General features: G+C 36.5%; 12 protein-coding genes. All 12 read left to right on the forward strand.

The features are described 5' to 3' along the window. Positions 1 to 94: 94 nt before the first annotated feature. The 12 genes from H3T55_RS08755 to H3T55_RS08810 all read left to right on the forward strand — a co-directional run bounded on the left by H3T55_RS08755 (position 95) and on the right by H3T55_RS08810 (position 14813). Positions 95 to 2239 carry a glycosyltransferase family 2 protein gene (locus tag H3T55_RS08755; protein WP_225534174.1) on the forward strand — a complete coding sequence of 715 codons (2145 nt, stop codon included), beginning with the start codon at positions 95 to 97 and terminating at the stop codon, positions 2237 to 2239. Between the two features lie 42 nt (positions 2240 to 2281). Continuing rightward, on the forward strand, positions 2282 to 4243 hold the full coding sequence (locus tag H3T55_RS08760; protein ID WP_225534175.1) for a hypothetical protein: 1962 nt from the start codon (positions 2282 to 2284) through the stop codon (positions 4241 to 4243). A 29-nt stretch (positions 4244 to 4272) separates the two neighbouring features. Continuing rightward, complete coding sequence (locus tag H3T55_RS08765; protein ID WP_225534176.1) at positions 4273 to 5427, forward strand: EpaQ family protein; 1155 nt, start codon at positions 4273 to 4275, stop codon at positions 5425 to 5427. Positions 5428 to 5563: 136 nt separating this feature from the next. Beyond that, positions 5564 to 6958: a sugar transferase gene (locus tag H3T55_RS08770; protein WP_087641099.1), complete on the forward strand. Its 1395-nt coding sequence runs from the start codon at positions 5564 to 5566 to the stop codon at positions 6956 to 6958. 14 nt (positions 6959 to 6972) lie between these two features. Then, entirely contained in the window at positions 6973 to 7797 is an 825-nt protein-coding gene (locus H3T55_RS08775) for a glycosyltransferase (protein WP_225534177.1), read from the forward strand. A gap of 204 nt (positions 7798 to 8001) precedes the next feature. After that, positions 8002 to 8883, forward strand: a complete 882-nt coding sequence (locus H3T55_RS08780) for a LicD family protein (RefSeq protein WP_225534178.1) — start codon at positions 8002 to 8004, stop codon at positions 8881 to 8883. A 3-nt stretch (positions 8884 to 8886) separates the two neighbouring features. After that, the gene (locus H3T55_RS08785) at positions 8887 to 9591 is read left to right on the forward strand and encodes an IspD/TarI family cytidylyltransferase (protein WP_225534179.1); all 705 of its coding nucleotides are present in this window, start codon (positions 8887 to 8889) and stop codon (positions 9589 to 9591) included. 9 nt (positions 9592 to 9600) lie between these two features. After that, on the forward strand, positions 9601 to 10653 hold the full coding sequence (locus H3T55_RS08790; RefSeq protein ID WP_225534180.1) for an NAD-dependent epimerase/dehydratase family protein: 1053 nt from the start codon (positions 9601 to 9603) through the stop codon (positions 10651 to 10653). A 7-nt stretch (positions 10654 to 10660) separates the two neighbouring features. Then, a complete protein-coding gene (locus H3T55_RS08795; RefSeq protein ID WP_225534181.1) occupies positions 10661 to 11641 on the forward strand; it encodes a glycosyltransferase family 2 protein in 981 nt (326 codons plus the stop codon). 29 nt (positions 11642 to 11670) lie between these two features. Beyond that, complete coding sequence (locus H3T55_RS08800) at positions 11671 to 13047, forward strand: O-antigen ligase family protein (RefSeq protein WP_225534182.1); 1377 nt, start codon at positions 11671 to 11673, stop codon at positions 13045 to 13047. Next, the gene (locus H3T55_RS08805; RefSeq protein WP_087641106.1) at positions 13044 to 13868 is read left to right on the forward strand and encodes a LicD family protein; all 825 of its coding nucleotides are present in this window, start codon (positions 13044 to 13046) and stop codon (positions 13866 to 13868) included. The genes H3T55_RS08800 and H3T55_RS08805 overlap by 4 nt, the downstream gene beginning before the upstream one ends. A 24-nt stretch (positions 13869 to 13892) precedes the next feature. Beyond that, positions 13893 to 14813 carry a lipopolysaccharide biosynthesis protein gene (locus H3T55_RS08810; protein ID WP_087641107.1) on the forward strand — a complete coding sequence of 307 codons (921 nt, stop codon included), beginning with the start codon at positions 13893 to 13895 and terminating at the stop codon, positions 14811 to 14813. Positions 14814 to 14822: the final 9 nt, after the last annotated feature.

The raw sequence follows: 14822 nt of genomic DNA on the forward strand, positions 1-14822 counted from the left end.
AAGTATAAAGATAACGACAGCTATTATTTATTTTAAGGGCAGCAGCCCAAAAAATAATAGCTGTCAAACCTTTAAATTATAAGGAGAACAAATCATGAGCGATGAGATCAAAGTCATTATTGATAGTATCTATCGAGAGAAACAAACCAATAATTTAACGATCACCGGTTGGGCTTTGAATACGAAAACAAATACCAGTCCGGAAATTTCGGTTATCAATCAAGAGCAGGTCACTTCTTACGATATCAAGCGCGTACTGAGAGAAGATGTAAACCAGATTTATGAAACGGATCCGTCTGTTTTAGCTGGATTTGAGATCAAACTAGAAGGCTTATTAAAGAAAGATAAGCTGGAAATTTGTTTTACATCAAATGAAGATAAAACAAAGTATTCTCAATGGATCGATTTAGGAAAGAAACATCCATTGATTCCTGGAACAGAAGACAAGATGGCTCGATTGATGATCAATGTACATAAAGGAATCAGTTATCTAAAAAGAAATGGTCTAAAAGGCACGATCCAGCGTGTGAAGATCGAAAAAATCCGCAGACAGTCCTCATATCCTAGCTGGTTGGAGCGAAACGAGCAGTTTGATTTTGATCAAATCAAGGAGGAAATCGCAGCTTTTGATTATCAGCCGAAAATTTCGATTGCGATGCCCGTTTACAATGTTGAGGAAAAGTGGCTGCGTCGTTGTATTGATTCGATTTTGATTCAAGATTATACGAATTGGGAATTGTGTATGGCAGATGACGCTTCTACTGACCCTAAAGTCAAAGAGCTTTTGACAGAATATCAGGAATCAGATGAACGGATCAAAGTCTTTTTTAGACAAAAAAATGGACATATTTCAGAAGCAACGAATTCTGCTCTTGAGCTTGCAACAGGTGAGTTTGTCGCTCTTTTAGATAATGATGATGAGTTACCTAGAATTGCTTTTTATGAAGTGGTCAAAGCACTGAACGAAAATCCGGAGCTTGATTTGCTCTATAGTGATGAAGACAAGATCGATATGGAAGGCAATCGCTCAGATCCGTCATTTAAACCGGACTGGTCACCGGATCTACTGTTAGGAACAAATTATATTTCTCATTTAGGTGTATACCGCAGAACGATACTCGAAGAAATTGGCGGCTTCAGAAAAGGCTATGAAGGATCTCAGGATTATGATTTAGTCCTTCGTTTTACCGAAAAAACATCAGCTGATCGAATCAAACATATTCCAAAGGTTCTGTACCATTGGCGTATGCTGCCGACATCAACTGCGGTCGATCAGTCCACAAAAGGGTATGCTTTTGAAGCTGGCTTGAAAGCCGTCCAGGATGCCTTGCTCCGCCGCGGTATCAAGGGACATGCAAAGCATGGTCGTGCCAATGGCTTGTATGATGTTTATTATGATATCGAAATACAAGAGCTAGTTTCGATCATTATTCCTACTAAAAATGGGTATAATGATGTCAAACGTTGTGTCACTTCGATCATCGAAAAAACGACCTATAAAAATTATGAGATCATTATTGCAGATAATGGCAGCACAGATGAGAAGATGAAGGAACTTTATGCGTCATTTGAAGAAACGCTTCAAGAACGTTTTCGAGTGACGACGATCGACATTCCGTTCAATTTCTCTAAGATCAACAATATTGCTGCTAAAGATGCTAAGGGAAAATATCTATTATTCCTAAATAACGATACAGAAGTGATCAATGCAGACTGGCTGACTTTGATGGTTTCATTTGGACAGTTGGAACGGGTCGGCTGTGTTGGTGCAAAACTACTATATCCAAACAATACGATCCAGCATGCTGGAGTTATTTTAGGACTTGGCGGAATCGCAGGGCATGGACATTATGGATATCCTCACGGAGATTTAGGTTACTTTGGAAAATTAGCGTTGAATGTTGACTATTTAGCAGTGACGGCAGCTTGCTTATTAATGAAAAAAAGCGATTTTGATGCTGTTTCAGGTTTTGACGAAGATTTTACTGTGGCATTCAATGATGTAGACTTATGTTTAAAAGTCAAAGAGCTTGGCCGTGATAATGTTTGGCTTCATGAAGCGGAACTTTATCATTTTGAATCTCAAACTAGAGGCTATGACGATAAAGGGAAAAAGAAAAAACGATTTGAACAGGAAAAGGCAATGATGGAGCAAAAATGGGCAGGGTTGATCGACAATGATCCGTTTTATAATCCAAACTTGACTAGAGAGATCCCGAATTTTTCTTATCGAAATTAGTGCAATAAAAAGTGAGTTATGACTAGGAAATGGAGTTAGAAAATGGAGATACATCAAGCAAAACATAAGCAAAATAGTACGATCAAACAAGGGGGCCAAGCTGCACTTGATCAAATCATCAGAGCACGATTCATCATTGCATTGCTCGTATTCATTTTGATGCTGGTTTTCAAAATCCATGGCAGTTCGTTAGCGATGTGGGACCAATATGTTTCAGATTATGCTAAAGATGGTAATAGTGAAAGTGTGATCGTAGGAGAACCAAGGCCCATTCGATCAGATGAATGGATGGTGCAAACCCCTTACAGCTTATCACAAACACAAACAGGATTAAAAAATCACAATGAAGTGATCACAGTAGATGGGCAAGATATGGTCATCGGTTATAATTCACCTGCATTGAATTTAGCTACATTGGCAAAACCGTTTACTTGGGGCTATGTTCTTTTAGGGAAAGAGCGGGGATTGTCTTGGTATTGGGGATTAAAACTGATCGGATTGATGCTGCTGTCTTTTGAAATGGGTTTGATTTTGACTAAGCGTAATAAGTATCTAGCTTTATTGACCAGTGTCTGGCTTCCATTTTCAGCAGCGATTCAATGGTGGTTTGTTTCTCCAGTAGGAGATTTAGTGTTCTTTACTTTTGGATTTTTAGTAGGTATGTATAATTATTTCTATGCGCATGAAAAAAAATGGGCGCGTTTATTGTGTGCTATACTAGCTGCATTATGTGCCTCCGGATTTATTTTAGTCTTGTATCCGGCTCTTCAAGTGCCTTTCGGTTATTTGATCTTATTATTTTTACTTGGCTTTTTCTTCGAATTTCGTAAGAAAGTAAAATTAGATAAATTTGACGGTCTGTTTATCAGTTTAGCTGTAGTGATGACAGGAATCATCGTCGGTGTCTCACTTGTTACATCATGGGATTCGTTGATGCGGGTGATGCATACGATCTATCCGGGGAACCGAGTGAGTCTTGGTGGTGACTTTGCTAAAAAGGATCTATTTAACTTTTTAGTCAATTGGAAAATGTCATTTAAAGATGTCGTTTATGAAAATAACTCTGAATTAAGTAGTTTTTATCACTTCTTCTTCGTTATTTTATTCGTCTCACCTTGGGTATTTTACAAAAAAATCAAAGAAAACTTATATGGCTTTTTGCTATTTGTTTTCTGTTTATTCAATATAGTTTGGATGAGCTTACGTTTTCCAACAATTCTTGCTAAAATCACGATGTATTCTTATGTTCCAGAAGAAAGAGCGAATCTAGCGTTTGGCTTTGCAGCGATTTTATTGAGTATTTGGTTTATTCAATACGTATGGGAACAGAAAAAACTAGCATTTAAATGGCAAGTACCGATCATTGTAATTAATCTAGGTTTGTATTTCTTTTCACTCTATAAGGGAAATCTAGGATTGTATTTAAGCCGGATGGATATTATTTGGACGCTTCTAGTTGCAGGTTTATTGATCATTTTATTATTGAATCAGCGAAAATACCTTTTTTCTTTAGTATTGCTTGCTGCAGTATTAGTTGGAGGGACGACAGTCAATCCAGTCAGCAAAGGGGTTAGTCCTGTTTACGATAAGCAAATTGCTCAGAAAGTGATGGCGATCGAAAAAGAAGATCCAGGGCAATTGTGGGCTGGAGAGCGGATGATGCATGCTTTCTTACCTATGCTAGGAGTTCATAATTTTAATGGAACAGCTTTTACCCCCAATTTGGATTCATGGAAACCACTTGATCCTACTGGGAAATATGAAAAGGTTTATAATCGTTACTCTCACATTTACGTTGAAATCAGCACAGAGAAACCTCAATTTGAGTTACTTCATGCAGATGCATTCAAAGTACGATTGAGCTTGGAAGATTTGATGAAATACAACATTCGTTATCTAGTCACCTACGAAACGATCGATGAATTAGCTACAGAAAAAATCCAAGTGAAACAATTATACGGACCAGATACAAATAATGCGTATATTTATAAAGTGAGTTATTGACCACATACGCTTATTGAAAGGATGTCAAGATGGATAAAATCTTAAATAGAATAAGTAACCTGATTCTATTGGTTACGATTGCTGGTTCTTACTTAATGTGGGTCGTTGGGATCAGCACACCTACAACTGGCTGGATTTACGCTAATAGTGTCTATCTATTATCAGCAGCCATTGCATTGGTTCTTTTGCTGAGAATAAAATCACTAACGAAAGCAGATTGGATATTGATAATATTAGCTGCAGTGATTTTTGTATTTTATACATTGACGTCTTCTATGAGGCATAGTAATCGGTTTATCAATGCATCGATCCCTTTGATTATTTTACTACTGCTTTGCTTTAAAAAAACGAAGTTCACCAAGATCGATTTAGGTCTGTTGGCTGGTATTTCTGGGACGGCGCTGTTTGTGACGATTTATAGAATGTATGTCGAGTTGCCCAAATTGATCGATCCTGCATTGATTTGGAAAAATGACAATAAGCTAGAAGCGATTTGGATCAATACAAATACGATCGGTATGACGATTTTCTTATCAGTGATGATGTTGACGATCATTATCAAGTCATTTAACATCGGCTATTTTAAATTATTGGTCATTCCAGTATACGCTGCCGGACTTTTAGGTGTTTGGGTATGTCAGTCGAAAGCTTCTCTAGGTGCGTTGATTTTCTTTATTTTAGTCGACAATATCGTTCCTAAGAAACTATTAAAAAATAACTATCTGCTGCTTGCTGGTTTTGCACTATTTTTTGTAGCAGGTCCGTTTATTTTTTATCAGTTTGCTGAGTCGGATGCGATGAATTTATTCACTGGTAGAGAAAATATTTGGGCTGAATTTTTTGAAAAATGGTTTTCCAACACTCAAAATATGTTCATAGGAATGGAACCTTTTACGGCTTCATGGAAATCGCTGGGAACTCATAATAGCTTTATCTATACCTTAAGCAATTATGGCATTATCGGCTATACATTGATTTTTAGCGTGCTGCTTTACTTATTAGCGACTAATGTATTCGCTAAAACAAAACTTTCTGCACTTCAAGTGAGTTTGTTTTTAGCCTTTTTAGCGATTTGTATCCAAGCAACGATGGAAGATACCTTGCTTGCTAACTACTGGATGCCGATCGTGTACTCCTTTGTTGGGCTTGCACTGCAGAAAAGTGAAGAAAAAACAGTAAAGTAACGGAATCGATTCGATAAATCTTCCCTAGAACGCGGGAGAGGTTATTGTTTTTTTTAGCCCCATTGTGGTAACATGAAACGGAAAGTTTTTATCAGTAAAAAATAGGTTAAATGTTTATTCAGGAAGGAAGGTAAAAATGACAACTAAAAGTGAATGGAATAATGCAAAGCGAATTGCGATTATTATTATTGACGTGCTTGTCTTTAATTTTTCGGTATTGGTTGGATTTTGGATTAAATTTGGATCTAACATTCCTTCATATAATTTTGTATCCTATGAGAAATCTGCTATCTATATTTCGCTGTTTTTTATCTTTTTAAATATGCTATTAGGTGCGTATGTGTTCTATAATCGAACGATCAATGATATTGTTTTTGTCACCGTGATCGGTCAATTCTTGACGATTTTGTTTATCATGACGATCACATTTGCAGGTCGTTGGTTCACATTTCCGAGATCGGTCCTTGTGTATACATTTATCGTCGGTATTATATTGTTGAGCTTGTGGCGGATTCTGGTTTATTTCTTATATTTAAAAGTCAGCTCGATCAAAAAAGTCGTGATTATAGGAACCGAGGAAAGTGTTGTTTCTGCAGCACAGAACTTTATCAGTCATAAAAATAAAAAGCATCAGGTGACCAAAGTGATCGTTGACCATTATTATGAAAATTTGGTCAAACAGCTTGATGAAATCGATATCGTTTATATTTCTAGCCATATCGATGAGAACGAAAAATTTAAAATCTATAAACTCGTAACAAAAGCGGAAAAGAAGCTATTTTTAAATACCAGCTTTGAAAATCTAATTATGTTAAAACCGAACATGATGAATTTTGAAGATGAAAGTATCATTGAGGTGTCTGATTTTAGAATCAAAGGAGAAGACAACTTCATGAAGCGTCTATTTGATATCATTCTTTCATTTGTGTTGTTAGTTATTGCTTCTCCTTTGATGCTGATTGCAGCGATCTTAGTGAAAGTAACATCTCCTGGTCCTGTGATCTACAAGCAAACAAGAATCACATTGGATCAAAAAGAATTTCCAATTTTAAAATTTAGAACAATGTCTGCAACAGCAGAAGCCAAATCTGGTCCAGTTTTATCAACCAGTAATGATGCTCGTGTAACTGCTGTTGGTAAATACTTACGAGCGTTAAGGATCGACGAGCTGCCTCAATTGATCAATGTGATCAGAGGAGATATGGCGATTGTCGGCCCAAGACCAGAAAGACCCTTTTTCGTGGATCAATTCAATAGTGAGAATCCTCAGTATTACTTACGACACAATGTCAGAGCGGGAATCACTGGATATGCACAGGTGTATGGAAAATATGCATCAGATTATAATAGTAAATTAAATTTTGATCTATTGTATATCAAAAACTATTCATTACTGCTGGATCTGAAAATCTTGTTGCAAACGATCAAGATTCTATTTGATAAAGTTTCTTCTCAAGGTGTAGAAGAGGTTGAACGCAGTACAAAAGATCTGTCATTCTTAAGTGAAAATAAAATTGAGCTATTTAAATAAAGTGAGTGAATAAAATGCAAACTATACCTGTTAGCGTGTTGATGTCTGTCTACAAGAAAGAAAAACCGGAATATTTTACCCAAACGATGGAAAGTACGCTTGCTCAATCCATTCAGCCGGATGAGATTCTTTTGGTCGAAGATGGACCTTTGACAGATGAATTATATGAGCAGATCCAGCATTACCGTGATCGCTTAGCTGGTCAATTGACTGTCATTTCGCTAGAGAAAAATCAAGGTTTGGGCACAGCATTAGCGATTGGTGTGAAGAACTGCCGCAATGACTTGATTGCTCGAATGGATACGGATGATATCATGGCCAATACTCGATTAGAAATACAATATAATACTTTTTTGAAAAACAGCGAATTAGCTATCATAGGTTCAAATATCATTGAATTTGAAGATACGATCGAAAATGAGCTGGCAAGAAAGAACATGCCTCTAACGAACAAAGAGATTCGCCAGTTTTCCAAAAAAAGAAATCCCTTTAATCATATGACTGTTATGTATAAAAAAGAAGCGGTCATCGCTGTCGGGAATTATCTTCCTTTACAAGGATTTGAAGATTATTACTTGTGGGTCAGATTATTAAAAGCTGGTTATGAAGGTCAGAATTTACCAGAGTTTTTAGTTTACGCACGTACAGGAAATGATATGTATAATCGTCGTGGCGGCCTAAAATACTTGATGCCTGGTCTAAAAGCAAGAAAGAGGATCTATCAAGAAGGACTAGGCAGCTTTACTGATTTCGTTTCAGTATCAGCGATCCATATTGTTATTTGTCTAATGCCTACACAGCTACGGGGGAAATTTTACAAACGAATGCTTAGAAAATAGTATGTCATTTCTTAATCAGAAAGAAAACATCACATAACGATTAGTTATGTGGTGTTTTTTGTTTTCCTTGATACTTGAAGTGCTTTGACTTGTTTACAGTTGTATTAAGAACACTGGTAAGTTGTTGAAAGTTTTTATCAGATGTGAGAAAATAGACCAGATGTATTCTGAAAACAGGTACTTTGAGGAGTTTAGTATTGAACGATGAATAAGATAGAAGACACAGAGCAAATCAAAAGAATCCAAAGGGTCAATTTAGAAATGGCAAACTACTTTGTCAGCTTCTGCAATGAACACGATTTGTTGTGTTATTTTTGTGGTGGCGGCTGTATCGGAACAGTCAGAAATCAAGGCTTTATACCATGGGATGACGATTTGGATTTTTTTATGCCACGTAAGGATTATGAGAAATTATCTGACTTATGGCAAGTACATGCGGATGTAGAAAAATATCCATTGATGAAACCATCTAAAACCTTTATTGACCATAATTCCTTTACAACGATCCGAGCAGCGGAAACAACCTTTATCAAACCTTATCAGCAGGATTTGGATATGCCTCACGGTTTGCCGATCGATATTTTTCCACTAGACGGCGCACCAGACGGAGCGGTCAAGAGAAAGATTCAAAAGCTATGGGCATTGATCTATGCGTTGTTTTGCTCACAAGTGGTTCCGGAAAAACATGGTGGAGTCATGGCGTTTGGCAGTAAAGTCCTCCTAAAACTTGTTCCTACTAAAAAAGGTCGCTATAGAATCTGGTCATTTGCCAGCAAACAGATGTCAAAATATGATTTTTCTACGTCTGAATATGTGACTGAGCTTTGTGTAGGTCCGCGTTACATGGGGAATTTGTATAAGAGAACAGACTTTGAAAAGGCAGTGTACTTGCCTTTTGAAGATACAACGATGCCGGTACCGATCGGGTATGATCATTATTTGACTCAAGTATTCGGTAATTATATGGAGTTGCCGGATGAAAAAGATCGTATTTCTCATCATGATGCAGTGTATATTGATACAGAGAACACTTATAAAAAATATAAAGGAATCTACTATTGTGTGGATCACTCGAAGGAGGAATAATTGATGATTACAGCTTTGATTATTGCCGGTGGTGTCGGTAAAAGAATGGGACAGGATATTCCAAAACAATTCATTATGGTTGAGGATAAACCGATTATTATTTATACTTTGGAATCTTTCCAAAAGCATCCGATGATCGACCGAATCCTGGTTGTTTGTAAGAAAGGCTGGGAGGATACCCTATCAGCATATGCAAAAGAGTATCATATCGATAAACTGGAGTGGATCATTGAAGGCGGCAACAGCGGTCAGGAATCCATTAGAAATGGTGTAGATTTCTTAAAAGCACACTCTGAAAAAGAGGATACGATTGTGATCCACGACGGGATTCGTCCATTAGTCGATGAGATCGTATTATCTGATGTTATCGTAAAATGTAAAGAATTCGGTAATGCAGTGACTTCACTGCCTTATAACGAACAAATTTTTGTGAAAGAGACAGAAGAAACAACGAAACAATATATTAATAGAGAAACATTGAGAAGAGTATCTACACCTCAAGCATACCAATTCGATAAGCTTGCTTGGGCTTATGAAAAAGCCTTCAAAGAAGGCATTGGTATCTCAGAATCATCATATGCTAATACAATGATGGTCGATTTAGGAGAAACTCTTTATTTTGCTGTGGGTTCTGATAAGAATATCAAACTAACGACACAAGATGACCTGCAATTATTCAAAGGCTATCTTCGAATGAAAGAAGAATAGGAGAACACTATGTTTTCAAATAATCTTGATTATCAAAAAGATATCGAAAAAGTTGTTCAGGAACAATTGGCATGGAACAAATTAGAAAATAAATCGATCTTGATTATCGGAGCTTCAGGAATGATTGGAACGTTTTTGATCGACTGCTTAATGGCTTTGAATAAGAAACAAGCTCTCAACATCTCAGTTTATGCGATGGGAAGAAATTTAGGAAAACTGGAGTCAAGGTTTGTAAAATATCTGGGTGATCGCCACTTTCATCTAGTGGCAGGAGATGTTTTAGAACCGTTAGTCTCTGATATTACGTATGATTTCATTATTCATGGTGCAAGTAATACACATCCAAAAGCCTACGTAGAAGATCCGATCAATACGATCATGACGAATATCAAAGGAACAGAACAGGTGCTGAACTATGCAGCGAAGCATTCTGTTGAACGGGTATTGTTTCTTTCCACTGTTGAGATATACGGAGAAAATAGGGGCGACGTAGAGAAATTTGATGAGCAATATTGTGGCTATATAGACAGTAATACGTTAAGGGCTGGTTATCCGGAAGGGAAACGAGCAAGTGAAGCACTGTGCCAAGCGTATATTCAGCAGTATGATGTCGATGTAGTGATTCCTAGATTATGTCGCATTTTTGGTCCAACGATGCTGAAAGAAGATTCCAAAGCTTCTTCTCAGTTTATTCGAAACGCTGTGAACGACGAAGATATCGTTTTAAAGAGTGCAGGAACACAGTATTATTCTTATTGTTATGTTGCTGATGCAGCATACGCATTATTGTATTTACTTCTAGAAGGTAAATCTGGCGAAGCGTACAATATTGCCAATAGCCAATTTGACTTAACACTAAAAGAGTTGGCAGAAAAGCTGGCTGCGATCGTTGGTAGAAAAGTGATCTTTGAAATCCCAGATCAAACAGAAGCTGCGGGTTATTCTAAAGCAACGCAGGCGATTCTAGCTACTGATAAGATAGAACGATTGGGGTGGCAGCCGATTTATTCCTTAGAAGAAGGCTTAGAGCAAGTCATAAGAATTATGAAAACCGAGGAGTGAAAAAGTAGTGCCTGAGATAAGTATTATTGTTCCGGTATATAAAGTAGAGCAATATCTAGATAAGTGTGTAAAATCCATTTTAGCTCAAACATTCCAAGATTTTGAACTGATTTTAGTCGATGATGGTTCACCGGACAGAAGCGGTGAGATGTGTGATGAATATGCGAAAGCTGATCAACGGATCACTGTTATCCATCAAGAAAATGGCGGTTTAAGCGCAGCAAGAAATACTGGGATCGAAGTAGCTAAAGGTCGTTACCTAGGCTTTGTTGATAGTGATGATTATATCATGGAAGATATGTATGAACTTTTATATAATAATCTAAAAAGAGAAGATGCTGATTTAGCAACAGTTGGATTTTTGGATGTTTATGCGGGAAAAGAACCTGTGATCAAAGAGAAAAAGTATATCGTAACAGATATGGTCGGCGCAGCAAAAATAATGTTTGAAGGAAAGCTAAGTACGATCAGTGCAACAAATAAGCTATATAAAAGAGAAATATTTGATCATGTTCGTTATCCAGTCGGTATGATCACAGAAGATGCTGCAGTCATTTTAGATGTGCTTGAAGAAACTAAAAAAGTAGTCATCGACACTAGTCAAAAATATTGTTACTTTCATCGGGAAAATAGTATTTCCAGTAATCACTTTACACATAAAGACTTGGATATGATCAAGGCATGGGAAGATAATGAAACACGTGTTGTAGCTAAGTATCCAGAATTAGTCAATGTTGCTCATACTAGGGTTTGCTGGGCTTATTTTACTGTCTTGGATAAAATGATGAATAGTCCTCTAACAAATGAGGATATGGAGACACAAAGACAAATTATCAAATTTTTACGTAGCAATTTTACTTTTGTACTTAAAAATCAATATTTTACTAAATCGAGAAAAATAGCGATGTTCGCTTTAAAAATACATCCATACCTATACAAGCTCTTATCACGTTTTGAGAGTAGAATGGTAAGGAAAATAAACAAGTAGATCTTAATTGAGTTAAGGAGATAGGGTTAATGATAAAAAAAGCTAATGAAGTTCTTGATAAGGTAGAAATACCTTTTATTCTCGTTTGGGAATTTATGTTGATCATGCGTATGATCAGTACCTATAGTCTGATTCCATCAAAATTTGACAGTATTATTTTTTCTGTTATTTCATTAGCTGGGGGATTATTATTCATTCGTAACGGGTTTGATTGGATCAAAAGACGTGAGAAGCCAAGTTTCTTGTTGCTGATCTTTACTTTAGCGTTGGTCATTACTTCCATCGCAAATGCACCGACAGGTTTAGTTGCTAATTTTAAATTGATTATATGGGAAGTACTTCTTTTCTTTGTGGCTTACGAACTTGGGAAGAAAAACCGCAAAGATTTATTTTCACTAGTAGAAAAAGTTTTAGTGTTTACATGGTTTGTTTTATTAGTTATTTCATTAGGAATGTTTTTTGTACAATTCCAGTATACGATGCCTTTAGATAAATTGTATTATGGGATTCGGATGGGCTTTTTTGAAAATCGCTTGTATGGTGTATTTGTAGATCCGAACTATGCTGCAACCATTTCTGTTGTTTCTTTTTGTTTTTCTATACACCTTTTCAAAAAGGCAGAGTCAAAGCTATATAGAGGTTTTTTGATTACTAATCTAATCGTATCTTTCTTTTTCGTTGTCCTTTCAGGTTCAAGAACTGCAATGATCGAAAGCATGGCAGTTGTGGTCGTCTGGGTCTTTTTCTATTTTTATTATAATAAAAAGACGATGGCGCTTTTCAAACGTCTCTTGCTTTCAACAGGTCTTGCATTAGCTGCTGTTGTGGTTCTTTCTCTGACGATGACGGTCACTCAAAAAGTTTCAGTTGTTACTGCTGAAGCTGTCAGCAAGGTGATCGTGATCAAGACAAACGATGGAAAAGATGATATTTCTTTGGATCGACCTGACACAGGAGAGGATTCAGATATTTCTAATAGCCGATTTAAGCTATGGAAAAGCGCGGTTGAAATATTTGAGACTAAGCCATTGATTGGGCCATCTCCAAAAGGTTTACTTCACTATGCTCAGAAAAATTTACCAAATACTTGGATTGCAATAAAAGAGCAAACCCCACATAATTTTCTATTTTTCTTATTGGCGACGACAGGACTTTTAGGGACGATTCCATTTACGTTGTTTGTTTTATATAACATGATCAAAGCATTAGTTACTCTTTTCAAGATGAATAGAACGAATTATCTTGAATACTTATTTTATAGCTTGATCGTCTTGGCGATTTTGATATCTGCATGCTTGATCCCGGATATTGTATTAGTGAATCGATTAGGTGCATTAGTATTCTTCCTTTATATCGGTAGATTGAACTCAAAAAATGAGCAGGAAACGAGTGAATTAGAGCTATGAAAGAATTGAGTATTAATGAAATACAGGAAATTGGTGTCGAGATGCTTGTGTATATCGATCAGATTTGCCGAAAGAATGACATTGAGTATTCTGTTTATTATGGAAGCTTGATTGGAGCAGAAAGACATCAAGGGTATATTCCTTGGGATGATGACCTAGATATTGTGCTGACGCGTCCAAATTATGACCGTCTGATAAAGATTTTAGCGAAAGACGAAACGTATTTGCTGTTAAGTCTAGAGACACGTACTGAATATCGCTATCCATTTGCAAAATTGATCGACAAAAGAACTTGTATGAAAACAAAACAATTTTATCATAGTGAAGATCCAGAACTAGGTGTTTTTGTAGACATTTTTCCAATAGATGGTTTTCCAGCGGATCAAGCTGAAAGAAAAGCTTTTGGAGAGCGTTGCATGTTGTATCTAGATAATATGTTAGCAACGTTGAATGCTTCTTATGCAATCTCCAAAACGAGATGGAAGGCATATGGGAAAAGAGTTTTATACTATCCAAAGTATCGTAAGTTATTGAAGCAGGGAAATTATGCGCATTGGAGAAGTTTACTTATGGATGAAATACACAAGTATCCTTTTGAGGAAGCAGAGATTTGCGGTTATATCGAATTTATTGATGAAGAATGGGGAATTTTCCCGACGGATTGGTTTAAAGAATACGAAGATATTATCTTTGCTGGTAAAACAGTTCGTGCAATCAAAGACCGCAAAAAGTTTTTGACGCTGCGTTATGGAGACTACATGGAATTGCCGCCTGAATCAGAGCGAGTGACCCATCATCCTTATACTTTTTATTGGAAATAAGCAAAACAAAGGAGTCTGAGATCAATGGACTATAGTCGTATGATGATCATTACGCTGGATGAGAAATCGGTTTTATTTTCAACGGATGCACAAAAATTAGGTATCCACGTAGAGAAATATTTTGAACGACGGACATTTATAATCAAACTGCTCAATTATCTAGATAAAAAGTTGAATTTACAATTGGCGTCTTTCTTTTATGGAAACTGGAAAAAAAAGTTGAAAGAGATCGATTTTATTTTGGTGAATTCACACTTTTTCTCTCGTCCATTGATTAAATATTTGAACCGAAAGTATCCTGAAATACGGATTGTTGTCTGGTATAGTAATCCTGTGATTAGAGATACACCTGTTTCTCTTTATTCGGACTTAAATTGTGAACTATGGTCGTTTGATGAAAAAGACTGTGAAAAATATGGGATGCATCCGAATAATCAATTTATTGATCGGACAAAGCTGACCGTTACAAAAACAGATGACAGCTATCATTCAGATGTTTGTTTTATTGGTGTAGATAAGAATCGATTACCGCTTTTATTAGAACTGGAGCAGTACTTTATCAGCAAGCAATTGAAACCGTTGATTTATGTTGTCGATTCATCTAAAAATTCTCGAACAGATTATGCTTATAAAGAAGCATTGCCGTACAGCGAATTGATCAATTATGAGGGCAATACAGGAGCTATTTTAGATATTGTTCAAAGTGATCAACAAGGGATTTCCCTTAGACCATTAGAAGCATTGTTTCTTAATAAAAAATTGATCACGAATAATCCAAGTGTACAGAACCTGGACTTTTATCGATGGGAAAATATGTTCATTTTGTCTGAAACAAATCTAGAAGAACTAGCTGCTTTCCTTGAAGTTCCTATGGTTCCACTTCCAGAAAGTGTCACACAAAACTATCAATTCAGTGGTTGGTTTGCTAATTTTTTTAAGAGATAAATTAGAACT

This window comes from Enterococcus sp. S22(2020), assembly GCF_020295385.1.
Lineage (GTDB): Bacteria > Bacillota > Bacilli > Lactobacillales > Enterococcaceae > Enterococcus_L > Enterococcus_L dunnyi.